The organism is Pseudomonas sp. 5Ae-yellow (genome assembly GCF_014077575.1).
Classification (GTDB): domain Bacteria; phylum Pseudomonadota; class Gammaproteobacteria; order Pseudomonadales; family Pseudomonadaceae; genus Halopseudomonas; species Halopseudomonas neustonica.
In genome coordinates, this window is the sequence record NZ_JACGWE010000013.1 from 83133 (window position 1) to 109231 (window position 26099).

26 protein-coding genes and 1 other RNA gene are annotated in these 26099 nt (G+C 56.2%); 15 read left to right on the forward strand and 12 right to left on the reverse strand.

The annotated features are described in order from the left end of the window. The first annotated feature begins 373 nt into the window (after positions 1-373). Positions 374-1147, forward strand: a complete 774-nt coding sequence (locus tag H4J77_RS10320) for a hypothetical protein (protein WP_182248238.1) — start codon at positions 374-376, stop codon at positions 1145-1147. A gap of 64 nt (positions 1148-1211) precedes the next feature. On the opposite strand, the gene dapB is transcribed toward H4J77_RS10320, so the two are convergent. The 4 genes from dapB to grpE all read right to left on the reverse strand — a co-directional run bounded on the left by dapB (position 1212) and on the right by grpE (position 5891). Beyond that, the gene (gene dapB, locus H4J77_RS10325; protein ID WP_182248239.1) at positions 1212-2018 is read right to left on the reverse strand and encodes a 4-hydroxy-tetrahydrodipicolinate reductase; all 807 of its coding nucleotides are present in this window, start codon (positions 2016-2018) and stop codon (positions 1212-1214) included. A gap of 14 nt (positions 2019-2032) precedes the next feature. Next, positions 2033-3172: a molecular chaperone DnaJ gene (gene dnaJ, locus H4J77_RS10330; protein WP_123889916.1), complete on the reverse strand. Its 1140-nt coding sequence runs from the start codon at positions 3170-3172 to the stop codon at positions 2033-2035. Between the two features lie 134 nt (positions 3173-3306). After that, a complete protein-coding gene (gene dnaK / locus H4J77_RS10335) occupies positions 3307-5229 on the reverse strand; it encodes a molecular chaperone DnaK (protein ID WP_123889915.1) in 1923 nt (640 codons plus the stop codon). 89 nt (positions 5230-5318) lie between these two features. Beyond that, the gene (gene grpE / locus H4J77_RS10340) at positions 5319-5891 is read right to left on the reverse strand and encodes a nucleotide exchange factor GrpE (protein ID WP_123889914.1); all 573 of its coding nucleotides are present in this window, start codon (positions 5889-5891) and stop codon (positions 5319-5321) included. Positions 5892-6116: 225 nt separating this feature from the next. On the opposite strand from grpE, the gene recN reads away from it, so the two are divergent. Then, the gene (recN, locus tag H4J77_RS10345) at positions 6117-7790 is read left to right on the forward strand and encodes a DNA repair protein RecN (RefSeq protein WP_182248240.1); all 1674 of its coding nucleotides are present in this window, start codon (positions 6117-6119) and stop codon (positions 7788-7790) included. A gap of 68 nt (positions 7791-7858) precedes the next feature. Here the strand turns inward: recN and fur are convergent, their stop codons facing one another. Further along, positions 7859-8272 (reverse strand): ferric iron uptake transcriptional regulator, encoded by a 414-nt coding sequence (gene fur, locus H4J77_RS10350; RefSeq protein ID WP_123890002.1) that lies wholly within the window; start codon positions 8270-8272, stop codon positions 7859-7861. 124 nt (positions 8273-8396) lie between these two features. Here fur and H4J77_RS10355 point away from each other — a divergent pair, with 124 nt between their 5' ends. Continuing rightward, positions 8397-8798 (forward strand): outer membrane protein assembly factor BamE, encoded by a 402-nt coding sequence (locus tag H4J77_RS10355; RefSeq protein WP_123890000.1) that lies wholly within the window; start codon positions 8397-8399, stop codon positions 8796-8798. 51 nt (positions 8799-8849) lie between these two features. Here the strand turns inward: H4J77_RS10355 and H4J77_RS10360 are convergent, their stop codons facing one another. The 3 genes from H4J77_RS10360 to H4J77_RS10370 are packed head-to-tail and all read right to left on the reverse strand — an operon-like array spanning position 8850 to position 11002. Next, positions 8850-9149: an RnfH family protein gene (locus H4J77_RS10360; protein ID WP_259364807.1), complete on the reverse strand. Its 300-nt coding sequence runs from the start codon at positions 9147-9149 to the stop codon at positions 8850-8852. A gap of 7 nt (positions 9150-9156) precedes the next feature. Then, positions 9157-9591, reverse strand: a complete 435-nt coding sequence (locus H4J77_RS10365; RefSeq protein ID WP_123889911.1) for a type II toxin-antitoxin system RatA family toxin — start codon at positions 9589-9591, stop codon at positions 9157-9159. Between the two features lie 7 nt (positions 9592-9598). Continuing rightward, complete coding sequence (locus H4J77_RS10370; protein ID WP_123889910.1) at positions 9599-11002, reverse strand: sodium-dependent transporter; 1404 nt, start codon at positions 11000-11002, stop codon at positions 9599-9601. Between the two features lie 186 nt (positions 11003-11188). On the opposite strand from H4J77_RS10370, the gene smpB reads away from it, so the two are divergent. From smpB to H4J77_RS10390, 4 genes are all read left to right on the forward strand, one after another. Continuing rightward, positions 11189-11671 (forward strand): SsrA-binding protein SmpB, encoded by a 483-nt coding sequence (smpB, locus tag H4J77_RS10375; protein ID WP_123889909.1) that lies wholly within the window; start codon positions 11189-11191, stop codon positions 11669-11671. Positions 11672-11907: 236 nt separating this feature from the next. Beyond that, positions 11908-12296: a transfer-messenger RNA gene (ssrA, locus tag H4J77_RS10380) on the forward strand. 185 nt (positions 12297-12481) lie between these two features. After that, the gene (locus tag H4J77_RS10385) at positions 12482-13738 is read left to right on the forward strand and encodes an integrase domain-containing protein (RefSeq protein WP_123889908.1); all 1257 of its coding nucleotides are present in this window, start codon (positions 12482-12484) and stop codon (positions 13736-13738) included. An 89-nt stretch (positions 13739-13827) separates the two neighbouring features. Then, positions 13828-15258 carry an IS1182 family transposase gene (locus H4J77_RS10390; RefSeq protein WP_096344619.1) on the forward strand — a complete coding sequence of 477 codons (1431 nt, stop codon included), beginning with the start codon at positions 13828-13830 and terminating at the stop codon, positions 15256-15258. A 278-nt stretch (positions 15259-15536) separates the two neighbouring features. Here H4J77_RS10390 and H4J77_RS10395 read toward each other — a convergent pair whose 3' ends face one another. Beyond that, complete coding sequence (locus H4J77_RS10395; RefSeq protein WP_259364799.1) at positions 15537-15704, reverse strand: hypothetical protein; 168 nt, start codon at positions 15702-15704, stop codon at positions 15537-15539. Positions 15705-16053: 349 nt separating this feature from the next. Beyond that, on the reverse strand, positions 16054-17964 hold the full coding sequence (locus H4J77_RS10400; protein ID WP_394244980.1) for a sigma 54-interacting transcriptional regulator: 1911 nt from the start codon (positions 17962-17964) through the stop codon (positions 16054-16056). Positions 17965-18183: 219 nt separating this feature from the next. Here H4J77_RS10400 and H4J77_RS10405 point away from each other — a divergent pair, with 219 nt between their 5' ends. The 7 genes from H4J77_RS10405 to H4J77_RS10435 all read left to right on the forward strand — a co-directional run bounded on the left by H4J77_RS10405 (position 18184) and on the right by H4J77_RS10435 (position 23971). Beyond that, a complete protein-coding gene (locus H4J77_RS10405) occupies positions 18184-18666 on the forward strand; it encodes an MSMEG_0572/Sll0783 family nitrogen starvation response protein (protein WP_182248245.1) in 483 nt (160 codons plus the stop codon). A gap of 65 nt (positions 18667-18731) precedes the next feature. Beyond that, positions 18732-19724: a Nit6803 family nitrilase gene (locus tag H4J77_RS10410; protein WP_182248247.1), complete on the forward strand. Its 993-nt coding sequence runs from the start codon at positions 18732-18734 to the stop codon at positions 19722-19724. Further along, complete coding sequence (locus H4J77_RS10415; protein WP_182248249.1) at positions 19711-20820, forward strand: MSMEG_0568 family radical SAM protein; 1110 nt, start codon at positions 19711-19713, stop codon at positions 20818-20820. Before H4J77_RS10410 ends, H4J77_RS10415 begins: the two co-directional genes overlap by 14 nt. Positions 20821-20830: 10 nt before the next feature. Then, positions 20831-21391, forward strand: coding sequence for an MSMEG_0567/Sll0786 family nitrogen starvation N-acetyltransferase (locus H4J77_RS10420; protein ID WP_182248250.1), 561 nt, complete (start codon positions 20831-20833; stop codon positions 21389-21391). Further along, positions 21384-22400, forward strand: coding sequence for a sll0787 family AIR synthase-like protein (locus tag H4J77_RS10425; RefSeq protein WP_182248251.1), 1017 nt, complete (start codon positions 21384-21386; stop codon positions 22398-22400). The genes H4J77_RS10420 and H4J77_RS10425 overlap by 8 nt, the downstream gene beginning before the upstream one ends. 1 nt (position 22401) lies before the next feature. Next, positions 22402-22683: an MSMEG_0570 family nitrogen starvation response protein gene (locus tag H4J77_RS10430; protein ID WP_182248252.1), complete on the forward strand. Its 282-nt coding sequence runs from the start codon at positions 22402-22404 to the stop codon at positions 22681-22683. Positions 22684-22711: 28 nt separating this feature from the next. Continuing rightward, on the forward strand, positions 22712-23971 hold the full coding sequence (locus H4J77_RS10435; RefSeq protein WP_182248253.1) for an MSMEG_0569 family flavin-dependent oxidoreductase: 1260 nt from the start codon (positions 22712-22714) through the stop codon (positions 23969-23971). A gap of 106 nt (positions 23972-24077) precedes the next feature. On the opposite strand, the gene H4J77_RS10440 is transcribed toward H4J77_RS10435, so the two are convergent. Further along, positions 24078-24590: an arsenate reductase ArsC gene (locus H4J77_RS10440; protein WP_182248254.1), complete on the reverse strand. Its 513-nt coding sequence runs from the start codon at positions 24588-24590 to the stop codon at positions 24078-24080. Beyond that, a complete protein-coding gene (locus tag H4J77_RS10445; RefSeq protein WP_182248256.1) occupies positions 24581-25621 on the reverse strand; it encodes a methyltransferase domain-containing protein in 1041 nt (346 codons plus the stop codon). Before H4J77_RS10445 ends, H4J77_RS10440 begins: the two co-directional genes overlap by 10 nt. Before the next feature lie 15 nt (positions 25622-25636). On the opposite strand from H4J77_RS10445, the gene H4J77_RS10450 reads away from it, so the two are divergent. After that, entirely contained in the window at positions 25637-25774 is a 138-nt protein-coding gene (locus H4J77_RS10450) for a hypothetical protein (RefSeq protein ID WP_182248257.1), read from the forward strand. The last annotated feature ends 325 nt before the right edge of the window (positions 25775-26099 follow it).

Genomic DNA, 26099 nt, shown 5'->3' on the forward strand with positions numbered 1-26099 from the left:
GAAAACCTCCGAAAGGACTGACACGTTTCACCAAACGCGGGCTGCACAAAAGCGGGAATGAAGTGTGTAAAACACAACATCCCGCTCATAAAGGCTTTGTCAGATACGCGCTGAATAGACAGATTAGCGCATTAGTTTAACGACTTGCCCCCAAAATATCCAGACCACAGACCGCCTTCGGCGCAATGGATGTCGCCCGGCGACAGCCCATAACGTGATTTCATTCTCATTCACTTCTGTGTTAAAACACGCATTGGAACATTCGTAGCAGGGCAATAGCCCAACATAGACGGCGACAGATCGTCTTTCAGGCCGGGCAACCAAATGCCTGAGCTACATAACAATAACAAAATGGACTCGGGGATTTTCCACCATGGTAACGCACTTGAAACGCCTGCTTGTGTTGGCATTGCTGTGCATGGCACCGTTCGCTCACGCTGACATTCAACGATTACAGCAGCTGCATGAGCTGCGCAGTCAGGGATTTCTCGCAGGCACCTATCTGCTAATCGACAACAACCTGTTTGAGCGCGTTCGCGAGCCCGGAAATCGCGAGATTTATCGCGGCGCCATGGGGCAAATGGATCGCCTGCTAAAGCAGCTAGGAAGTACCGGCGAACTGCGCCCCCTTTATAACGACTTTGCCGCACTGGTCACCGAGCTCGAGCAACTACCCGAAGGTGAACAAGCCTACTACGGCCTGGCTACGGTAAACCGCATCATGATGGCGCACGGCAAGTTTGAAAAAGCCGCCGGCGAACTCTACGCAGCCGAAACAGCCGACGCGCCAACAGAACTGGTCGCCTTGCACGCACAAAGCATAGAAACCAGCCGCATTCTGTTGCTATACGAAAACAATATGTTCAGCTCGGTCGGCGTCTACTTCATCCAGACCCAGGAAGGTATTTTTGAAGACCTGGACGCACAGATCGCAGAAGGCTCGGCAAAACTCAAAAGCATATTGCCGGATCATCAGGACACGCTGCGACAGCTGGACCAGCAGTACGAGTTCATTCGCCCGCGGCTAATCAACCATCACACTGACTGGGTGCCCACCATTGCCGCGTTCTACCTGCGCAAAAATATCGAAATCCTGGACAACCTCTCCAGCGAACAAGCCCTCCTTGGCGCCAATACTGCCAGCTAACAGCGAAGCATAAAAAAGGCGCGTACCGCAAAAGCAGTACGCGCCTTTTTTGTTACGCAGCGTACTACTCGTTTAGACCGAGCACATCCTGCATATCAAACAACCCGGCATCATGCCCGGACAGCCAGAGAGCCGAACGCACCGCACCCTTGGCAAAGGTCATACGACTGGAGGCCTTGTGAGTAATCTCAACCCGCTCACCCTCAGTAGCAAACAACACCGTATGATCCCCGACCACATCACCGGCACGAACGGTGGCAAAGCCGATAGTCTCTGGCTTGCGCGCACCCGTCTGACCTTCGCGGCCGTAAACCGCCACCTCAGCCAAATCACGATCAAGCGCATTAGCCACTACCTCACCCATACGCAAGGCGGTGCCCGATGGCGCATCAACCTTGTGCCTGTGATGCGCTTCGATGATTTCGATGTCGGCGTCATCACCCATGACCCGCGCTGCCATATCCAGCAGCTTGAGACACAGATTCACACCCACACTGAAGTTTGGCGCAAACACGATAGGAATCCGCTTACCAGCCTCGGCCAGTTGCGCTTTCTCATCCTCGCTAAACCCGGTTGTGCCTATGACCATCGCCTTACCGGCAGCAAGACAGTGCCGCAAATTAACCAGCGTGGTGGTCGGATGCGTGAAATCAATCAACACATCAAAATCATCAAGCACCTGCTGCAAGCCGCCGCTAATAAGCACATCGAGTCGCCCAACACCGGCCAACTCGCCAGCATCGGCACCCACCAACGAGCTATCAGGACGTTCAATGGCAGCAGTCAGCGCAGCGCCATCAGTCTGAGCAATCGCCTCTATCAGGGTTTTACCCATTCGACCCGCTGCACCAATTACCGCTATCCGTCTCATATAGCGCTCCCGCCTCAGAATTTCATGTCTTCGAAGAAGTTTTTCACTCCATCAAACCAGCTTTTGGCTCGAGGAGACTGACTGGAACCTTCTTCTTCCAAGGTTTCGCGCAACTCTTCGAGCAGCTCACGCTGACGCTTGGTCAGATTGACCGGCGTCTCCACCGCGATACGGCAAAGAAGATCGCCCGCCGAGCCGCCACGAACGGGGGTAACACCCTTGCCTCGCAAACGGAACAACTTGCCGGTTTGCGCACCATCAGGAATTTTCAGCTTCACCCGCCCATCGAGCGTAGGCACTTCCAGCTCACCACCCAATGCAGCATCAACAAAGCTGATCGGCACTTCGCAATACAGGTTTTTGCCGTCGCGCTGGAAGATCTTGTGCTCGCGCACCGAGACCACTACATACAGATCACCCGCCGGACCACCATTAACACCTGCTTCGCCCTCACCGGCCAGGCGAATACGGTCACCAGTATCAACACCGGCAGGCACCTTGACGGAGAGATTCTTCTGCTTCTCAACACGCCCATCGCCATGACAGTCCTTGCAAGGATCAGTGATCATCTTGCCGGTACCATGACAGCGCGGACAGGTTTGCTGAACAGAGAAGAAACCCTGCTGCATACGCACCTGGCCAATACCGCCGCAGGTGGTACAAGTGCTTGGCGACGTGCCTTTCTTGGCACCAGAACCATCGCAGGTTTCGCAGCCGACAAGCGTTGGCACACGAATGGTCACGGACGTGCCGCGCACCGCTTCTTCCAGATCGAGCTCAAGCGTATAGCGCAGATCACTACCACGCTGGACACTGGAGCGACCACGACCACCACCGCCGCCACCAAATATATCGCCAAATACATCGCCGAAAATATCGGAGAAATTGCCGCCACCAAAACCACCGGCACCACCAGCGCCCATGCTCGGATCTACACCGGCGTGGCCATACTGATCATAAGCAGCGCGTTTGTTGGCGTCAGTCAGAATTTCGTAGGCTTCAGTCGCTTCCCTGAATTTCTCATCGGCCTTCTCATCATCAGGATTACGATCCGGATGGAACTTCATCGCCAAGCGGCGATAAGCCTTTTTCAGCTCGGCTTCACTGGCGCCCTTCTCGACACCCAGCACTTCATAATAATCACGCTTGGACATTTTACTCGGCTTCCTTCACGTTCACTCGGCACAAACGGCAACGCGGGAGAAGCTCCCGCGTTGCCTGGCAGAGTCGGTCTTCAGCGCCACTACATCACTGCACAGGCGCCCAAGAACCGCGGTTCATCAAGGACTTATTTGTTGTCCTTGACCTCTTCGAACTCAGCATCGACTACGTCGTCGCCATCATTCCCGGCTTCAGCTTCAGCACTCTGGGCGTCAGCCTGACCTGCCTGCGCCTGCTCAGCGTACATCTTCTGAACCAGCGGACCGGATGCCTCGGACAGCGCGTTGATTTTGGCTTCAATCGCATCCTTGTCATCGCTCTTAATGGCCGCTTCCAGATCAGTCAGCGCTGCTTCGATCGCCGTCTTCTCTTCTTCGGTCGCCTTGTCACCAGCCTCAGTCAGGGTTTTACGCGTCGCGTGTACCAACTGATCGGCCTGGTTGCGAGTCGTGACCAGCTCTTCAAACTTGCGATCTTCCTCGGCGTTAGCCTCGGCATCACGCACCATTTGATCGATCTCTTCATCGGACAGACCAGAAGAAGCCTTGATCACAATCGACTGCTCTTTACCGGTAGCCTTGTCCTTAGCAGACACGTTCAGAATACCGTTGGCATCGATGTCAAAGCTGACCTCGATCTGCGGCACACCGCGCTGTGCTGGCGGAATATCGGCCAGGTCAAAACGACCCAGTGACTTGTTCTGACCAGCTTGCTTACGCTCACCCTGCAGCACGTGAATGGTCACGGCAGTCTGGTTATCGTCAGCAGTCGAGAACACCTGCGACTTCTTGGTCGGGATAGTGGTGTTCTTCTCGATCAGCGCCGTCATCACGCCGCCCATGGTTTCGATACCCAGAGACAGGGGAGTCACGTCCAGCAGCAGAACGTCTTTCACATCACCGGCCAATACCGCACCTTGAATAGAGGCGCCAATGGCAACCGCTTCATCAGGGTTAACGTCTTTGCGCGGCTCTTTGTTAAAGAACTCGGACACTGTCTTCTGCACCAGCGGCATGCGCGTCTGACCACCAACCAGAATGACATCGTTGATCTCGGAAATATCCAGACCAGCATCTTTCATGGCTACACGGCAAGGCTCGATACTGCGCTTGATCAGCTCTTCAACCAGCGATTCCAACTTGGCGCGAGTCACTTTAACATTCAAGTGCTTCGGACCAGACGCATCTGCGGTGATGTACGGCAGATTCACATCAGTCTGCTGACTGGAAGATAGCTCGATCTTGGCTTTCTCTGCTGCCTCTTTAAGCCGCTGCAGGGCCAGCGGATCGTTGTGCAGATCAACGCCGTTTTCCTTTTTGAACTCATCGGCCAGATAGTCGATCAGGCGCATATCGAAGTCTTCGCCACCCAGGAAGGTGTCGCCATTGGTGGCCAACACTTCAAACTGGTGCTCGCCGTCAACTTCGGCAATTTCAATCACAGACACGTCGAAGGTACCGCCACCCAGGTCATAGACCACGATGGTGGAGTCGCCACGCGCCTTGTCCATACCGTAAGCCAACGCTGCTGCGGTAGGCTCGTTAATGATGCGTTTGACGTCCAGACCAGCAATACGGCCAGCATCCTTGGTTGCCTGACGCTGACTATCGTTAAAGTACGCAGGCACCGTAATAACAGCTTCGGTCACCGGCTCGCCAAGATAGTCTTCGGCGGTCTTCTTCATTTTCTTCAGCACTTCTGCCGACACCTGCGGCGGCGCCATTTTCTCATCGTTAACCTGAACCCAGGCATCGCCATTGTCGGCTTTAACGATTTTGTAAGGCACCAGCTTGATGTCTTTCTGAACGACGTCTTCTTCAAAACGACGACCGATCAGACGCTTCACCGCGTACAGAGTGTTATGCGGATTGGTCACAGACTGGCGCTTGGCAGACTGACCTACCAGCGTCTCGCCGTCTTTGGTGTAGGCGACGATAGAGGGTGTAGTACGACCGCCCTCAGCATTCTCAATAACTTTGGCTGTGCCATTTTCCATAATGGAGACGCAGGAGTTGGTGGTCCCCAAGTCAATACCGATAATCTTGCCCATGTTTAATTCTCCAAGTCATGCTGCCGCGTCTAACCAGCGGCGAGGTTTATTCTGCGTATGAACCCTAAATGGGGTCACCGAAATTTATTTCAAGCCTGCTCATCAATAGAGGGAGCGGGCTCTACCGGCGGTTTGCTGACTACCACCATAGCGGGGCGCAACAAACGACCGCTTAACGTGTAACCTTTCTGGAACACCTTGAGCACAGTATTTGGCTCAACATTAGCGCTTTCTTCCATTGCCATCGCCTGATGGAACTCCGGATTAAAGGGCTCACCTTCAGGCACAACCGGGACGATTTGAAAACGACCCAAGGTGTCAGCAAACATCTTCAGCGTCAGCTCAATACCTTCGCGCATCGGCTTGATCGCCGGATCGTCCGGATTGGACAACTCCAAACCACGCTCCAGACTATCGAGTACCGGCAGCAGGTCACCGGCAAAGCGCTCCAGCGCAAACTTGTGCGCCTTCTCAACTTCCTGCTCCGCCCGACGCCGCGCATTCTGCACATCCGCAGCTGCGCGAATGGCCTGATCCTGAGCTGTCGCCAGCTGCTCTTCCAGACTGGCAATGCGTGCCGCAAGATCACCTTCAGGCGTATCCAGGGTCTCGTCTACCAGGCCGTCCTGATCCTGCAGATCGGGTCTCTGTTCATCTGCCATCTGTTTCTCCTGTCATGCAAAAAAAGGGGCATACGGCAAACACCTATAAAACCGCGGAGCCGCCCTGCCCAGATCAATATAAGCCTTGCTGCCAACCTATATGGGGTCGCAATTCAGCGCTTCAAGGGGAATTAGGCAAGTCATGCCAATTTTAAGGCGGCACTTGTCGACACAAAGCAAACTACTGTATAAATAACCAGAACACTTACCAAGGGAGCGCGAGTCATGCTGGTACACCTTGCGGTCAATAATTACGCCATTGTCGACCATCTTGAGCTGGAGCTGCGCGGCGGTATGAGCGTTATATCCGGCGAAACCGGCGCCGGCAAATCGATCATGCTCGACGCGCTGGCACTGACCCTGGGTGGCCGTGCGGATAGCGGCACCGTGCGCCCCGGAACTGACAAAGCCGACATACTCGCTACCTTCGATATTGGCGACATAGCCGAAGCACAGGAGTGGCTGAAAAACCGCGACCTGCAGCAGGACGATCACCAGGTGATACTGCGCCGCGTGATTACCGCCGAAGGTCGTTCGCGTGGCTACATCAACGGCTCGCCATGCCCACAGCAGGACTTGCGTGCACTGGGCGAAATGCTGATCGATATCCACAGCCAGCATGAACACCAATCGCTACTCAAGACCGATACCCACCGCCGTCTACTGGACGAGTTTGCCGGCGCCGGTGATCTGGCACGACAGGTTCAGCTGGCCGCGCAGCGTTGCAAGCAAACCGAGAAAACGCTCAACCAACTCAGTCAGCAGGGTGACGAGCAGCTTGCCCGTCAGCAGTTGCTAGCCTACCAATTGGATGAACTGGAAAACCTCAGCCTGCAAGAAGGCGAACTTGAAGCGCTGGAAAACGAGCAACGCCAGCTCGCCAGCGCCGACCAGATCCAGCACTCCTGCCAACACGTCATAAATGTCTGCAGCGAAAACGACGCCGGCAGCGTGCTGGAAGCCCTGACCTCCTGCCTGCAACGCCTGGATAGCTTCAAGGCGCACAACGCACACCTGCGCGACGCCAACGACTTGATCGCCAGTGCGCAGATACAGATTGAAGAGGCGGTAGGCGAGCTGACCCGCTACCTGGATCACTTCGAAGCAGATCCGGAAAGACAGCAACACGTAGAAGAACGCATGAGCGCCATTTTTGAGCTGGCGCGCAAGCATCGCATCACTCCGCAAGAGTTGCCTGCGCTGCAACAACAGCTAATCGATGAACTTGAAGCGCAACAACAAAGAGGCGCCGACGCAGAGCAACTGCAAGAAGAGTTGCAGGCCTATCAAGAGCATTACCAAAAACTGGCCGAAAAGCTCTCCGCCAGTCGCAAGAAAGAAGCAGTACGCCTGAGCAAGGCTGTGAGCAAAGAAATACAGCAACTTGGCATGCCCGGCGGCCGAGTTGAGCTACAACTAACGGCGTTAGACGCGGTGGGCTATCCGGTTACCGGGCTTGAGACCGTTGAGTTTCTGGTTAGCGCCAACCCTGGCCAACCAGCCAAGTCATTGGCCAAGGTCGCCTCCGGCGGCGAACTCTCGCGTATCAGCCTGGGGATTCAGGTGATCACAGCGCAAACCTCTCGCGTACCCACGCTGGTATTTGATGAGGTTGATGTAGGTATTGGTGGCCCCACCGCCGAAATCGTCGGCCAGCTCCTGCGCCAGCTCGGCGCACGCGGCCAGGTACTGACAGTAACCCACCTGCCGCAAGTCGCGGCACAAGGTCATCAACACCTGTTTGTGCGCAAGCAACAAAGCAAGAATGAGACTCGCACCTGCATTGATCAGCTGGACGAGCACGGCAGAGTAAAGGAGGTCGCGCGTATGCTGGGCGGCATCGACATGACAGACGAATCGCTTGCTCACGCGCGCAAGCTGTTATCTGCCGTCAGCTAACGCCGTGAGGCAAAAACAACAAAGCCAGACCGCAGGGTCTGGCTTTGTGCTGAGCACCAACAAACTACTTACTTGTCGGCAGACGATTTCTTCACATATAGCACGAGGTTGTGATCAACCAGTTCAAAGCCATTCTCTTTGACGATCTCGCGCTGGCGGCGCTCAATCTCCGGGTCAAAGAATTCAATCACTTCACCGGTATCAACACAGACCATATGGTCGTGATGCTCACCATCAGCCAATTCGAACACGGCGTGACCACCATCAAAATTGTGGCGAACAACCAGACCGGCTGCTTCAAACTGGGTCAATACACGGTATACCGTCGCCAGGCCGACATCTTCACCAGCCTCCATTAGCGCCTTGTAAACATCCTCGGCACTCATGTGACGCTCTTGTGAGCCGTCGAGCATTTGCAGAATTTTAACCCGAGGTAAGGTCACCTTCAGGCCAGCTTTGCGGAGTTCTTGATTTTCTACCATGGTTACTTTCTCGTTCAGCGCTTCGCAGGGCGGGATCAGTCGGGTATGATTCAAGGCCATTCAGCCATTCAAAGATAGTGGATGTTACCACGTGACGCCAAAAAGCATTAATCAAATACTCCTTATGCTGCTATGCACTGTCTCTATCACCCTCAGCGGATGCGGCATTATCCCCGGGGTATATAAAATCGACGTACAGCAAGGCAACGTCGTGACGCAAGACATGGTAGATCAACTTCGCCCCGGCATGACTCAACGGCAGGTACGCTTTATCATGGGTACTCCCCTGATACAGGATACTTTCCATCCAGAGCGCTGGGATTATCTGTATAGCTTGAAGTCAGGCCGCAGCGACCGCGTGCAAGAGCGCATCAGCCTGAACTTTGACGACAACCGACTGGTTGGCCTGTCTGGTGACTTTGTTCCCGGCGCCAGCACCGACGAAGAGATCATGGGCGGTCAGCAGAATAGCGAGACCGAAAGTTACCCCGTCGACCTCGGCGCACCGCTGGGCACTGGCGAGTAACAAGGCTTTTCAACAAGGGCGCCGCGAGCGCCCTTGCGCCAGCCCCATCGGTTACGCGCTATCTTCCTTTGCCGCCTTGGCCTTGGCCGCACGCTGCTTACGCACGTCCTTGGGGTCCGCAATCAAGGGGCGATACATTTCAACCCGCTCCCCCGGCTGCAACACTCGCTCTGCCGGTTTGGCCACTGTCTTGCCAAAAATCCCCAACGGGCAGCTTGCCACATCAAGCTCAGGAAAGTGATCACCCATACGCGATAACGCTACCGCCTCGCTCATGCTGGTACCTTCGGGCACACTTAAGCTGATGATCTTTTGCTTGTGCGGCAAAGCATAAGCCACCTCAACCACCATAGTTTTATCAGCCACCGTGCAACTCCTTGGCCCGCTGACAGAAGGCATCAACCAAGGTATTAGCCGCCTGATTGAACAACGGACCCAGCGTAGCCTTGACCAACGGCCCCGAGTAATCGAATTTCAGATCCAGCGTGATCTTGCACGCATTCTCGCCCAGGGCTTTGAACTCCCAAACACCCTGCAGATCGCTGAACGGACCATCAACCAGGTGCAGCGCAATGCGCTCACCGGGAATAAGCGTGTTGCGTGTCGTAAAGGACTGAGAAAACCCGGCTTTGGCGACCGTCAATTCAGCGCACATTTCAATGTCACTCTCACTGATCACCTTGCCCTCGGAACACCAGGGCAGGAACTCAGGATAGCGCTCCACCCGATTAACCAACTCATAAAGGTGAGCTGCCGGATAAGGCAGCAGGGCCGAACGTTGAATATGCGTCATGCGGTTATCACTTAATCAGTTCCGTAAGAAAGATAATCAGAATACCTGTCGGGGCAACATAGCGTAACAACGAATATATCACCGGAAACAGGCGAGGATACGTCAACGCCAGCTCAGCACGGAACACATCGCGATCCAGTACCCAGCCCGCAAACAGCACGAAGCAGAGCCCGCCCAAAGGCAGGAATATGCGACTGGTCAAATAGTCGATACTCTCGAAAAAGGTCTTACCGCCCTCTTCGGTCCAAAGGAAGAAATGCCAGCCATCGGCGTTAGAAACAAAGAAACGTGCATCCGCCAGCAGGTTGAACGAAAACACCGTACCCAGGCCCACCAGCCAACAAAATAACGCCATCAATGCGGTTATTTTGGGTCGGCTTTTACCACTGCGCTCCACCCAATAGGCGACGGCAGGTTCCAGCATGGATATCGCCGAACTCCAGGCCGCAACCGCAACCAAAATAAAGAACACCACACCAAACACGGTGCCCATGCCGATATTGCCAAAGGCGATAGGCAAGGTAACAAACATCAGACCCGGGCCAGCGCCTGGCGTCTGCCCTGCGGCAAACACGATAGGGAAAAGCGCCATACCAGCGGTCAATGCAACCACGGTATCCAATATGCCCACCGTGATAATGGTTGACCCTAGCGACGCCTTGCGCGGCATGTAGGCGCCAAACACCATAATTGACCCCACGCCAACGCTCAGCGTGAAGAAGGCATGCCCCATCGCCGCCAGAATGCCCTCCGGTACCTTGGCAAGATCAAAGTGAAACAAGAAGTGCACGCCTTCCATAAAGTGCCCGGTGGTCAGGCTGTAACCTAGCAACAGAACCAGGAGCACGAACAGCAAAGGCATCAGAATGCGCAGACCACGCTCAAGACCGGCGACGACGCCCTTGGCAATAATAAAAGCGGTCAGCAGCATAAACAGCGTGTGCCAGATAGTTAGACGCAGAGGATCAGCCGTCAGCGCATCGAACTTGGCCCCTGCTCCGGCCCCGTCGATACCCGTGAACTCACCACGCGCCATGGCAATAATGTAATCCAGCGCCCAGCCCGCCACGACACTGTAGAAGGACAGAATCAGAAGAGCCGCGAGCATGCCCATCATGGCGGCCCAGGACCAACGCTCGGAGGCACCAGACTGACGCGCAAGGCTGCGCAGCGTATTCACCGGACTCTGCCGCCCACGCCGCCCCAGCAGCGTCTCCGCCAGCATCACCGGCAAACCGATCAGCGCAATGCAGCACAAATACACCAGAACGAAGGCCCCACCGCCGTAGGTACCGGCCATATAGGGAAACTTCCAGATATTGCCAAGACCCACCGCCGAACCGGTTGCCGCCAGAATGAAAACCCAACGACTTGCCCAGATCCCGTGAATCGATACCTTCTCGTCGCTCATTTCCGTTCCCGGCCTGTGCTGAAAAAAAGAACGGCATTGTCCAGATTTTGATCAGCCGCCACAAGTAAGTCTATGCGATCACTAGACCATAGAGCGCGAAACGGGCACTTTATGCCGTTCAAACAGTCAGTGAAACAGCAAAGCAACACATGTTTTACCCGCAAATACAGGTATAATACGCCGCCTATGAGCAAGCAAAAAAACGCCAAGGCCAACAGCGGCACCATCGCGCTGAACAAAAAGGCCAAACACGACTACTTCGTTGAAGATCGCTTCGAGGCGGGCCTCGCCCTGACCGGGTGGGAAGTCAAAAGCCTGCGCGAAGGAAAAGTGCAACTCGTCGACAGCTATGTACTGCTGAAAAATAACGAAGCCTTCCTGCTGGGTGCACACGTCACGCCGCTGATGACAGCCAGCACCCACGTGGTCGCAGATCCAACCCGCACGCGCAAGCTGCTACTGCACGCCCGTGAACTGGACAAGCTGATTACCGGCGTCCAGCAGAAGGGCTTTGCCTGCGTCCCGCTAGCGCTTTACTGGAAGGGGCATCTGGTTAAATGCGAAATCGCGCTGGTCCGCGGCAAGAAAGATTTCGATAAACGCCAGACCCTCAAAGAGCGCGATTGGGATCGAGAGAAGCAGCGCGTCGTTCGCGATAACCAGCGCTGAAATTTTTTTCACTTTTTTTTGAACTAATCGAAAATCACCTCGTCTTACTATTAACAGGGCTGGTCCGCTCCACCAGTCCGGTTTATGGTTTAAAGCAAGCAACACCCTATACCCTGCCCGTCAGGGTATTTTTTTGCCTGCATTTCCCATAAAGCACAAACGCCAGACGCGAGCGCCCTATGACGCATGGAACCTTTAGCGTACAATCACGTCTCAGTAGTACACCTGAAAGATTTGGGGCCGATTTGGATTCGACGACGGTTACAAAACTGGAGGGGCATGCCGAGTTGGTAACAGAACTCGTAAATCCACTGTTGCAAAACTATATAATTGCCAATGACGACAATTATGGTGCTCAACTAGCTGCGTAAGCAGCCTAGATAGCACTTCTGGTAGCTTCGGCTCCAGCGATCATTAGAGGATGCCTGTAAACTCGAAGTGATTGTCAGATAGAACAGGATCGCCGCCTAGTACGTTGTGGACAACGCGGCTAAACATTACACAACTCGCTCCAAGCACCCTGCCACTCGGGCGGTGAGGAGTTAACTCAGTAGAGATGGCTAAGCATGTAGAACCGATAGCGGCGGACTGGCGGACGGGGGTTCAAATCCCCCCGGCTCCACCAAATATACATCTAAAGACGTCCCCGGACGTCTTTTTTTGTGCCTGATGCATATGCAAATCAATAACTTACGCTCCATTAGCGTCCATAGACGTCCACCAGCAGCCAGCACTTCTGGTATTCCAAATGGTATTCCAAGCATTCACATGGTATTTTTGGAATACCAAAGACGCCGCTGGAATACCAAAATGTCAGGCAAAGCCATACGTCTCACCGAAGCCAAGGTGAAGAATGCCGTCCCCGCAAAGACGGATTACGTCTTAGGTGATGGCGACGGCCTTCAAATGCGAGTGAGAAGCAATGGCTCTAAGCTCTGGAATTTCAACTACTACCACCCGGTGACCAAAAAGCGTCTCAACATGGGACTTGGAACCTATCCCGAAATCACACTCTCACAGGCTCGCAAGCTCACCATCGATGCAAGACAGCTGATTTCTCAGGGAACCGATCCTAAGGAACAGCGAGATAACACCCGCCAGCAGCAAAAAGCTGCCAGCGAGCACACCTTGAGAAAAGTTGCCGAAGCCTGGTTTGATCTGAAGAAAACAGACGTCACACCAGCCTATGCCGAAGACATTTGGCGGTCACTGACGCTGCATGTCTTCCCGGATCTTGGAGATACCCAGGTATCTAGCATTACAGCGCCGAAAGTCATCGAGCTTCTTCGCCCCATTGAAGCTAAAGGCAGTTTGGAAACAGTGAAGCGCCTTTCTCAGCGGCTGAACGAAATCATGACCTATGCAGTCAATTCAGGCCTTGTACTCGCCAATCCACTCAGCGGCATAAGAGCCGTCTTCAAAAAGCCTAAGAAACAGAACATGGCATCCTTAAGTCCTGACGAGCTTCCTGAGCTTATGATCGCCATCTCCAATGCCAGCATCAAACGTACTACCCGCGCCTTGATCGAATGGCAACTACACACAATGACCAGACCCGTTGAAGCAGCCACAACGCGATGGGCCGATATCGACTTCGAAAAGCAAATCTGGACCATCCCTGCTGAACGAATGAAAAAGCGCCGCCCACATATAGTGCCATTGACTGATCATGGATTGGCAATCCTTGAAGCTGTTAAGCCTTATAGTGGACACAGGGAGTTCGTTTTCCCTGCGGATCGAAATCCGCGTACCCATTGCAACAGCCAGACCGCTAACATGGCCCTTAAGCGCATGGGCTTTGCTGGCCGACTGGTCAGTCACGGCATGCGCTCTATTGCTAGCACCGTTCTCAATGAGCATGGATTTGACCCTGAACTGATTGAAGTAGCCCTGGCGCACGTAGACAAAAACGAAGTCAGAAGCGCCTACAACCGTGCTGACTACATTGAACGTCGCCGGCCAATGATGGAGTGGTGGAGCAAGCATATTGATCAGGCCGCCACTGGAAGCCTTTCTGTCGCATCTGTTAACCCAGAAAATGCGAGAAAGGTTGTACCCATTCGATAAAGAAATGGCTGCTTTCGGCCCAGAGTGTGTAAAAACGCTATCTCAGACCCTTGCTATAATTTCTGAGAATCTCATTGCAAGGGAAATCAATGAAACGGTTTATCCAGGGTGAACACCGAGGTCAAAGCACCTTGCTTCCCGAAAGCCTCGACGACTACGTCAGCGATATCAATCCAGTGCGCGTGGTCGATGTCTTCGTCGATGAACTCGACCTAGCCAAACTGGGTTTCGATGGTGTGATTCCAGCCGAAACCGGCAGGCCTGCTTATCACCCTGCGATCCTGCTGAAGATCTATATCTACGGCTACCTGAACCGCATTCAATCCAGCCGTCGTCTGGAGCGTGAAGCCCAGCGCAACGTAGAGCTGATGTGGTTAACAGGTCGCTTGATGCCCGACTTCAAGACCATCGCCAACTTCCGAAAAGACAACAGCAAAGCTATTCGCGGCGTCTGCCGTCAGTTCGTTTTGCTCTGCCAGCAGTTGGGGCTGTTTAGCGAAAACCTGGTTGCCATTGACGGCAGTAAATTCAAGGCGGTTAACAACCGCGACCGGAACTTCACTAGTGCGAAGCTGAAGCGGCGCATGGAAGAAATCGAGGCGAGCATCAGCCGTTATTTGGCCTCACTCGATGCGGCTGATCGCCAGATACCTAGCGCCTCTAAACCAGATACGGTGAGCTTGGAAGATAAAATCGCCAAGCTCAAAGCACAGATGAAAGAGCTTCAGGGGATTGAGTCACAGCTCAACGAATCGCCAGATAAACAGGTTTCGCTGACCGACCCGGATGCCCGTTCGATGATGACGCGCGGCAGCGGGATCGTTGGCTACAACGTACAGACGGCTGTTGACACGCAGCACCATTTGATCGTTGCTCACGAGGTCACCAACCGAGGTTCTGACCGTGACCAACTCAGTTCAATGGCGAAGCAGGCTCGTGAAGCCATCGGCGTAGAAACGCTGTCGGTAGTTGCCGACCGAGGCTATTTCAAAGGCGAAGAAATCCTGGCTTGTTACGACGCAAACGTCACCGCCTACGTGCCGAAGCCGATGACTTCAAGCGCCAAAGCTGATGGCCGATTCAACAAAGATGCCTTCGTGTATGACGCGACCAGAAACGAATACACGTGCCCGGCGGGAGAGGCCCTGATCTGGCGATTTTCCAGCGTTGAGAAAGGCATGAATATGCATTGCTACTGGAGTTCAAAGTGTCAGAGTTGCACGCTGAAAAGCCAGTGCACACCAAGCACAAATCGTCGAGTAAAGCGTTGGGAGCATGAAGCTGTGCTTGAGGAAATGCAGCGACGGCTGACCAGAGCACCAGAGATGATGAAGGTTCGAAAGCGGACTGTTGAGCATCCCTTCGGGACGCTCAAGCAATGGATGGGGGCGACACACTTCCTGACTCGAAAACTGAACGGGGTGAGTGCGGAGATGAGCTTGAATGTGCTCGCCTATAACATGAAGCGGGTTATGAAAATCATCGGTACAGAAGGCTTGCTGAAGGCGATGGCGGCGTAAAAGCCTCAGCTTTTACTGCTCCAGGAGATGCCGAAGAGCTCCATACACGTTCTGACGCGCTATCGACACTGATCTTGGCAAATGTCCGGAAAATCGCCTCGCCCAAGAGCACTGGGCTTAGTCATCCAACATGCGAAAAGTGTTTTTACACACTCTGGGCCAGAAGCGGACTGTCTATCCCATAAATAAGCCGTTCCTTTGTCTGAACCGTCCGCGGAAACGGGGCTGAACCCTTCACCGATCTGCCCGACGACGAGGAGCAATCGCCTAATCACCATCTAAAGAAAGTCCGGGTCAGCCTCGGGTCGATCCCAGAACGATTCCGTCAATAGCCGCACTAGTTTTAAGGTGATGACATCACCCGCACGTTCAATAGCCAGCTCGGCAACACTCTGGTAAGTGATCTTGGCGGGTAGGGTTATGGTCTGGTTACAGGCAACTGTCACACTTGAAACCCGCTGCATAGCCGGTGAAATCATATCGATGTAAGGTCGCTTTCGAGATTGTGAATATGACAGAAAGCAGGAGACTGCTCGGACGCGGCTATTGGTCATATACGGATGTTTCGGATTTCGTTTAGTGTGCCAATTTTTTCGCTTTAAACGATTCTAAACGTACTCATTGGTTACAAGCGATCTTTACAAGACCCTCATGGATAGTGGGCTTCCGACGATTAGCGCCCTCTAAAGCAACCTCGCCTCTATGTACCGTATTGGCCCCGAAGGTCTTCTGACCTCAACATCTCTCTTACTGTCGGCTCAGCTGAATCGTGACGCTGAGCTGATGCGCACGTACCTAGGTAGGAATACCAAAACGCTTTAGTCGTGATGCCAGCGTGGTCGGTTTGACGCCAAGCAATGCTGCGGCGCCATCCTTGCCAAAGATCTTGCCATCGCAGGCGGCTAGTGCGGCGTTGAGATTGTCTTTTTCCAGCGTGCGTAGCTGCGCCTCGGTAAGAATGCCACTGATCTGCGGCGTACCGGCTTCTGCTGGCCCCACCGCCGCAGCCTGACCCACCGGCATATCGAGCAGCAGATCCTGCCCTTTACTGGTGATCAATGCGCGCTCGATGATGTTCTGCAGTTCGCGAATATTGCCCGGCCAATTGTAGCTTTGCATGCGCTCTACATCCGTCTTGCGCAATCGTGCCGGTGGCCGGCCTAGGCGCGAGCAGATCTGTTTGACGAAGTGACTGGCCAGCAGCGGTATGTCCTCCGGACGCTCGCGCAATGCGGGTGACAGGATCGGGAAGACGTTGAGGCGAAAGTACAGGTCTTCGCGAAAGCGCTTGGCCTTTACCTCGGCCAGAAGATCGCGGTTGGTGGCAGTAATGATGCGTACATCGACCTTGCGTGTACGCTCCTCACCAACCCGCTCGAACTGACCCTCCTGCAGAACGCGCAGCAACTTGCTCTGCAGCTCCAGAGGAATCTCGCCAATTTCGTCGAGAAACAAGGTACCGCCATCAGCCAGCTCGAAGCGGCCGACCCGGTCGCGCATGGCACCGGTAAAAGCGCCTCTGACATGCCCAAAGAACTCGCTCTCGAACAACTCGGCGGGGATGGCGGCGCAGTTGACCCGGATCAGCGGGTTATCGCTACGGCGGCTGGACTGGTGGATTGCCCGGGCGATCAGCTCCTTGCCGGTGCCCGATTCACCGTGGATCAGCACACTGGCATCGGTAGGTCCGACCACATCAATCTGTTTGACGATGGTCAGTATGGGTTCGCTCTGCCCGACGATCTCACGGAAATGATGCTCGATCAGTATCTCTTCCTGCAGGTAGGCATTCTGCTGTTCAAGCCGCTGCTTCAGTTCACGCAACTCTTCCATGGCACTCTGCAGACGCTGCTGGGTCATCTGCCGTTCGGTAATGTCACGGAACACCACCACCGACCCAATGATCGAGCCACCTGAAATCACCGGCGTGCTGGTGAACTCCACCGGAAACATGCTGCCATCGCGGCGCCAGAACACTTCCTGCTGTCCCTCATGAACCAGACCGTCATGCACCGCCTTGTAGATCGGACAATCCTCCACCGGGTAATGACTGCCATCGGCATGACTGTGGTGATGAATTCGGTGGATGTTCTTGCCGATCATTTGATCGACTTCCCAGCCGAGCATTCTGGCCGCGGCCGGATTCACGTAGGTCGCCAAACCGTCGCTATTGATACTGTAAATGCCATCGCCCACCGCACTGAGCAGCAGCTGGTTTTCGCGTTCGCTCTCCTGGAACAGCGTCAATATATTCTGCCATTCGATCAGCCCGCCGCGCATGGTGCGCTCAACATTGGCCTGGTTCTGGCGGTAACGCTCTTCATCCCGCTCGCGCAGGACCAGTATCAGATAGACCACACCCTTGAGCTTGAGTGTCGAGGCAGACAGCTCAAGCTCGATCCGCTCACCGTCCCTGCGCGCGCAGGTCAAGGAATCTGTCCAGCCCTTGCCTTCTTCCAGAACCGCCTGAGTGAAAACGATCAGCTCCGCTAGCGCATGACCAAACAGCCTGGTAACGGTGAGCTCGAGAATTTCATGTCGCGGATAGCCTAGCAACTTGCAGGCCGCAATATTGATATCGACAAAGCGGTTACCCACGGGATCAAACTGCACGATGCCCGCATTGCAGTGCTCGAACACCAGATGCCGCGAAGGGTAGGCCATGCCAGACCAACCGGATAAGTAATCCACATCTTCCAAGCTCATGACTACGACCTTTCGTGGTTATTGCTACGCGATCTCGTAGTTATACGACATATCGTAGGCACGCAACAGGGTCAGTTTCGCTCTTGAAAACGCTGCCAGACCATTAACTCTATTTAATTCAGTAGCTTGCGAAACAACATGCCGCTTTGGCACAGCCGTTGCTCTAGTCAGGTTAACCGCAGTCACTCACTGCGTTGTTAACCCAACCGGAGAATCAGAATGCCTACAGTCGAAACGCCCCACTACAAAGACGGTGACTTTCTCGTCAACTACGAAGAAAAGGTTTTCGAGGATGTCAAAGCCGAGCCCGGCGAAAAAGCCTTGCTGACCTTCCACACCATTGCCTTTGAAGGCTCCATCGGCCTGGTCAACATGCTGCAGGCCAAGCGCTTGTTGCGCAAAGGCTTCGAAACCAAGGTTCTTCTATATGGTCCAGGCGTACAGCTGGGCGTGCAGCGCGGCTTCCCGACACTGGGTGCCGAGGCCTTCCCGGGCCATCTGGCAGTCAACAACCAGATCAAGGCATTCATGGAAGAGGGCGGCGAAGTCTATGCCTGCCGTTTTGCCTTGCAAGCCCTGTATGGCCAGACCGAAAAAGCCTTGATTGAAGGCATCCGTCCAATCAACCCGCTGGACGTAATGGACCTGCGTCTGCTGATGCGCCGTGAAGGCGCCCTGATCATCGATACCTGGACTGCCTGAACCCATTCCCTCCCGTCATCGGGAGGGAGTTTCGCTCCTTCCGTCTTTCCAATTGAGGATCCGGTATGACAATCATCAAAGCCGCCGCCGTCCAGCTCAGCCCCGTGCTCTACAGCCGTGAGGGCACCGTGGACAAGGTCTGCCGGACCATAGCCGAGCTGGGCCGGGAGGGGGTTCAGTTCGCGGTCTTTCCGGAAACCGTAGTGCCCTATTACCCGTATTTTTCCTATGTGCAGCCGCCCTTCAAGATGGGCAAGGAGCACCTCAGACTACTTAACGAATCCGTAGTGGTGCCTTCGGCAACCACGGCGGCTATCGGTGAAGCCTGCCGCCGCGCCGGCATGGTGGTGAGTATCGGCGTCAACGAACGCGACGGCGGCACCCTCTATAACACTCAATTGCTGTTCGATGCCGACGGCACCCTGCTGCAACACCGGCGCAAGATAACCCCTACCTACCATGAGCGGATGATCTGGGGCCAGGGCGATGGCTCGGGTCTGCGGGCAGTGGACAGCCAGGTCGGTCGCATCGGTTCACTGGCCTGCTGGGAGCATTACAATCCGCTGGCGCGTTATGCCCTGATGGCCGATGGCGAACAGATCCATGCCGCGATGTTTCCCGGCTCGCTGGTCGGACCTATTTTCGCCGAGCAGATGGAAGTGACTATCCGCCACCACGCATTGGAATCAGGCTGTTTTGTGGTCAACGCCACATCCTGGCTGAACCCCGAGCAGCAGCAACAGATCATTGCCGACACCGGCTGTGAGCTGGCGCAGATCAGCGATGGTTGCTTCAGCGCCATCGTCAGTCCCGAGGGCAAATTACTTGGTGAGCCACTGCGCAGCGGCGAGGGTACTGTAATCGCCGACCTGGACCTGACACTGATCGATAAACGCAAACGCATGATGGATTCAGTCGGGCATTACAGCCGCCCTGAATTGCTCAGCCTGCTGATCGACCGGCGACCGGCCCCGCATCTGCATGAGCGCAACGCTGTTGCCGACGCCGAGAACAGCAACCCGATGATGACCGAGGAACCTGACTATGCAAGCCTCTGAACTAGCCTCCAAACAGCTTATTGTGACCGACTTGCTAAGTGAGCTGCAGTGCCACGGCGTGCGCTGGCAGGATGCTACCGGCCTGTCGCGCCAGGGCGGTGCAGGCCCATCGGATCACAAGGCGTTGACCGTCGGTGAACACACCTCGATGATCCCGATTCTGAATCGCGCCTCGCTGGACTCTCCTTATCTGGCACGGCCATCAGCCAATGGCGGCGGGGCAGAAATTCTGCGCGATGGCCACGTGGTCGGCCAGGTCAGCATGCCCGGCGTGCCCAACTTCTATGCACTGTCCACCGCAGACGGTACGCCCTACTGGAAGATCGCCACCCTGCACAGCAAGGATGTGCTGGCGACCACCATATTGCAGCACTGCATCCGCATGAACGACGCGGCCAGCGCCTGCCAGTTCTGCGCCATCAACCAGTCCCTCAAAAGCGACAGGACCATCGCCCGCAAACGCCCTGCGCAACTGGCAGAAGTCGCCAAAGCCGCGGTTGAGCTGGACGGGGTAAAGCACATGGTGATGACGACTGGCACCCCGCAAACTTCTGATCGCGGCGCAGCCATTCTCTGTGAATCGGCGGCCGCCGTGACCGCAGCGGTCGACCTGCCGATTCAGGCCCAGTGCGAGCCACCGGATGACGATCGCTGGTTCCAGCGCCTAAGGGACAGCGGCGTGGTGTCACTCGGAATGCACCTGGAAGCCGTCAGCGACCCGGTGCGTGCGCGCATCATGCCGGGCAAGGCCGAAGTGCCGCTGTCGCGATATTTCTCCGCCTTCAAGGCCGCCGTCGAGGTGTTTGGCCGCGGTCAGGTCAGCACCTACATCCTCGCCGGGCTGGGGGATTCGGAGGAGGCCATCGTCGAAATGAGCGAGCTACTCGCGGCCATGGGTGTGTATCCCTTCGTGGTGCCCTTTGTGCCGATTGATGGCACGCCGCTGGCCAATCACCCCAAACCGAACAACGACATGATGCAGCGCCTGTACCCACAGATCGGTGCCAGCCTGCAGCGCCACGGTTTGCATTCAGACGACATCAAGGCCGGCTGCGCCAAGTGTGGCGCGTGCTCGGCACTGAAACGACACGAGTGAGGATCTGAGCATGGCCGAGCATCCCTTTGCATTGACCGAAGACAGCTTCCCGGATTTTCGCGCCGACGATGTACTGGTCAAGCCTGCCAGTGAAGCCTGGGAAAAAGCGGAGTACTTTGCGCTGCGCCGCCGGGTGTTTTCCGAGGAGCAGCAATTACTGCCCCAGGACAAGGATGAGCACGACTTTCAGGCCATTCCCATAGTCGCCTTGGCCTGCCAGTGCGGCATGCCCAATGCCGTGGTCGGCGCCGTGCGCATCTACCAGCCACAACCGGGTCTCTGGTATGGCGGCCGGCTTTGTGTCGCCGCCGAGTACCGACGCCACGGCATGATCGGCACCGCCCTGATCAACGAGGCGGTATCCCGCGCCAGGGACATCGGCTGCGAGCGCTTTCTGGCTACCGTGCAGTTGTGCAATGAAGACTACTTTCAGCGCCTGCATTGGCGCACGCTTGAGCACATAGAGCTACTAGGCCAACCCCATGCGGTGATGCAGGTAGAATTGGAGTACTACCCCTTTATGCCGCGGGAAATATCGCTGCTGCCTCTGCGGGCCCGCCGTCATGGGTAAGCCGCTCCTGACGCCTACCCAGCCCAGCCTGGATGCCCTGCTAGAGGCACTGCGTGACACCCCGGCCATGCGCTCGAAGGTTTCAATTCAGGGCCCGGCCGCTGCGCTGGACCGATCCCAACCGCTGGACCGGGATGCTCTCTATGCCCTGCCGGGGGATGATACCGCCGCCATCCGCTGCGGTGATCATTACCAGTTGCTGGCAATAGAAGGCATGATTCCGCGCTTTGTCGAGCAAGCACCCTGGTTCGCAGGTTGGTCGGCGGTCATGGCCAATGTCAGCGATATAGCCGCCATGGGCGGGCGCGCTAGTGCCGTAGTCAACGCTTACTGGCACCACGATCCCGCATGCGCAGACCAGGTGCTCGCCGGCATTCGCGACGCCTGCCGGGCTTACGGCCTGGTGCTGGCCGGCGGTCATACCAGCCAGGCGCCTGGCAACCCGGCCGCGCTGGCCGTGGCCATTACCGGCATGGCCACCCGTCTGCTATCCACACTACATGTAGCACCCGGACAGATCCTGGCACTGGCGGTCGACCTGAACGGCCAATGGCACGCCGACACACCCTATTGGAAAGCCTTCGAGCAGGTACCTGCCGAACTGCTGCGCAGCAAGCTGGAGGTACTGCCGACACTGGCCGAAGCCGGTCTGCTTCAAGCCGCCAAGGACATCAGCAATGCCGGGCTGCTCGGCACACTGTTGATGCTCCTGGAACCCACCGGCTGCGGCGCGGAGGTCGACCTTGATCAGCTACCGCGTCCGGCTGACGGTGACCTGCTGCGCTGGCTGCAGGCCTTCCCCAGTTTCGGCTTTCTACTCAGCCTGAACCCCGAAGACTGGGGCCCGGTGCAGGCCGCTTTCGCCGCAGAGGGGCTCAGCTGTGCACGCATCGGCAGCATCAATGCCAGTGCCCAGCTGGATGTAAGCCAGGCCGGCCAGGTCGCCACCTTCTGGGATCTGGCCAGCACCCCTTTTACCGGTTTTACCTATCCAAGACAGGAGCACTGACATGCCCGCCGTTACGTTCACGGTTCGCTGGCCCGATGGCCAGGAGACCGCGGCCTACTCACCCTCCACGGTGATTCATCAGCACCTGAAGCACAATGTCTCCTATCCAGTGGAGGAGTTCCTGGAACGTGCCGAAACTGCGCTGGATGCCGCTTCCGAACGTGTGCGCGAGGTCAAGGGCTTCTATTGCAGCGCCGCGATGGACACCCTTAACCAGTTGCGCCAGACCTCCAGATCATTCAGCCGGGGTGAAGTACACGTCAGCTTCACGCAAGCACCCTGAGCCAACCCGCAATCAACAGGACCCCAACATGACTTCCGCAAACAAAACACCGCACCACAGTGTCATCATCATTGGTGGTGGTCAGGCTGGCCTGTCGGCCAGTTACTGCCTGCAGCAACAGGGTATTGACCATCTGGTGCTGGAAAAAAGTACCCTCACCAATGCCTGGCGTACCCAGCGCTGGGATGCTTTCTGCCTGGTCACCCCCAACTGGCAATGCACCTTGCCTGGCTACCCGTACGCCGGGGACGACCCGCACGGCTTTATGAAGAAAGACGAGATCATTGCGTACCTTGATGGCTTTATCGAGATGGTCAACGCGCCCTGCCGGACCGGCGTCACCGTGCAGCGGGTCAAGCCGCGTGCCCAGGGTGGCTACCTGGTGCATACCAGTGACGGCGAGTTCACAGCCGATCAGGTTATTGTTGCCTCTGGTGGTTATCAGGTGCCGATCATCCCGCGTCTGGCCGAGCGGGTTCCTGCCGAGATTGAACAGATCCACTCCGAACAGTACCGCAACGCGGATCTGCTGCCCGCAGGCAATGTCCTGGTGGTGGGTTCGGGGCAGTCAGGCGCACAGATTGCTGAAGACCTGCACCTGGCCGGCCGCAAGGTGTTCCTGGCGGTAGGCGATGCGCCGCGCTGCGCGCGTTTCTATCGGGGCAGGGATGTGGTCGAGTGGCTACACGACATGAAGTACTACGACATCAGCGTAGACAAACACCCACTGCGCGAAGGCGTGCGCGACAACACCAATCATTACCTGACAGGACGCGACGGCGGACGCGATATCGACCTGCGCCGCTTCGCGACCGAAGGCATGGAGCTGTTTGGTCTGCTATCCGGGCTGGAGGGCACCACCCTGCAGTTCGCGCCCGACCTGACCCGTAAACTGGACGCGGCCGATGCGGTGTACGAACGAATTAATCGCAGCATCGACAAGTACATTGAGGAAAATGCCATCGACGCGCCCGCCGGCGAGCCCTACCAGCCTGTATGGCAGCCAGAGGCTGAGCGCGAACAGCTGGACCTGATTAGCGCAGGTATAACCAGCATCATCTGGTGCATCGGCTTCGCGCCTGACTTTCGTTATGTGGAGGCCAGCGTATTCGACGGCCACGGCCACCCGGTACACCAACGCGGCGTCACCGCCCAGCCTGGCCTGTACTTTCTCGGCCTGCCCTGGCTGCACACCTGGGGATCGGGACGGTTCAGCGGCATAGCTCAGGACGCCGAATACCTGGCCGACCAGATAGTCAGAACGGCTCGCTTGGCGCGCGCAGGTTGAGAACGGGGCTAACCCCCTAAATAGTCAAAACAGGTATCAGATGAACATATTCAGACCAGCAAAGAACCAGAAGCAATAGTGTTCATCTGATGCCAATTGCTCTTCTTTATGATGGGGCCAACGACCGCATATGCGCGGCCAATGCGGACGGCTCCGCACGCTGCCCAGCCAGTTGCCCGAGATTTTCAGCCAGGGCACTGATACGCGTACGCAAGGCGCCATAGCACTCAAAAAACGCATCGCTCTTAAGCTCTTCGCTGCCTTCGACTGCGGCAGGATCCGGCAGACCCCAATGCACGCGCTGGGGTGTACCAGGAAACTGCGGACAGACTTGCCCGGCATTCCCACACACCGTAAGCACGATATCCAGGGGCACCGCACCCGGGGCTAGGAATTCATCCCAGCTCTTGCTGCGTGGCGGCTCTGCGCCGGTCCAGTCACTCAACTGGTCCATGGCTAGGGGATTGACCCGCCCGGTCGGATGACTGCCCGCGCTGAAGGCCTCCACATGATCGCCCAGCAGGCGGTTGAAGAGCCCTTCGGCCATGATGCTGCGCGCCGAATTGCCAGTGCACAGCACTAGCAGGCGCACCGGTTCGGCATCAGCGTTCAGCAACATGGGCTGCCCTCTGCCGTCGGGGCGACTTCGTCATAGGGCACCGCGCCGCCACAACCTGGGAAGATGCCATAGTGCCGTTCGAAGTTGCCGATAAAATCGAAGTGCGCGGCAAAGCGCGTGTCCTGCAGCATTCGCCAGGTATTACCGCACACTGGAAAAATGCGCCCGGTCTCGATGGCATGATGCTTGTCCAGCTGGAACATATGCTCGGCGTCGGGGATGCTACCCCGGTAGATCACCGCCTGACCATAATCCTCACAAGCCGGCTCCAGTTCCGGCAGCTTGAACAGCCGATAGGTGGCCGAGAAGAAGCGGGCATTGCCGAGTTTGGCAGCGATTGAAGGATCGGTAATTTCCAGAGGCCGATCCTCCACCAGGCGTGGATCAAGAAATCCGTGGCGCCTGGCCAGATTCTCGAAGTCATTCCAGTAAAGCGCTCCACCCAGGCACTCGCCGTACAGCACCTCGTCCTGACGCAAAGCGTCGGGCAGCCGGCGGTCGGCATAGATGTCCGAAAAATACAGTTCCCCACCGGGCTTGAGCAGGCGATAGGCCTCGCGCAGCACAGCATCCTTGTCCGGCGACAAATTGATCACGCAGTTGGAGACGATGACATCGATGCTGTTATCGGCCAGATCCAGGGTGTCGAGCTGCTCGATATAACCATGATGGAACTGGACATTGGCAAAGCCGAAGCGCTCGGCGTGATAGTCCAGGTGCCGGCGCGCCACATCCAGTTGCTCTTCGGTCATGTCGACGCCAATGACGCGGCCCTCGGCGCCAGCCAACTGCGCCAGCACATAACAGTCACGTCCCGAGCCACTGCCCAGATCAAGGATTTGGCAACCCTTGAGCAAGTGCGGGGCAACCAGGCCGCAGCCATAGTATTTTTCCGTGACTTCGGGATGGATACCCGCCAGCAAAGGCTTGAGCCAGGCCGGCATGCTGGAGACGTCGCAGCAGGCTGATGTTTTCAGATCGGCACCGCTCTGCAATACCTTCCCGTAATAGTCCTTGACCGATTCGTGCATGGTGCCCCCCTGGGCATGGGTGAACTGAATCTTGAGGTCCGCCTGGCGGAATCAGTTACGGTAGCCGAGAGCGTGCTGCCTGAACAGTATCGCGTAACGGGACGTGACGAATCTTCGAAAGGGAGTCACTGGTTGATGACCTTGGCGGGGTAAGTTTTGCTCGTCACTCGTCGCAGAATCAGCAAAGCACGATAGACGGCTGGAGGGCGATTACTGTGTGCGCCCCTAAACACAAACCGATAGGGGTTTTAAGATGGTCGAACGGCCATGACTATTAAGCCGTGTTCGCTAGCGGTTGAGCTTCAGGGGTGGTTTTTGGCCTAAAAGTGCAGTCCTGCCATTGGCCGCTAACGGCCCAGAGTGTGTAAAAACACTTTCCGTATGTTGGAGGCCTAAGCACAGCGCTCTTGGGCGAGGCGATTTCCCGAACATTTGCCAAGGTCAGCCCCGGTAGCGCGTCAGATCGTGTATGAAGCGC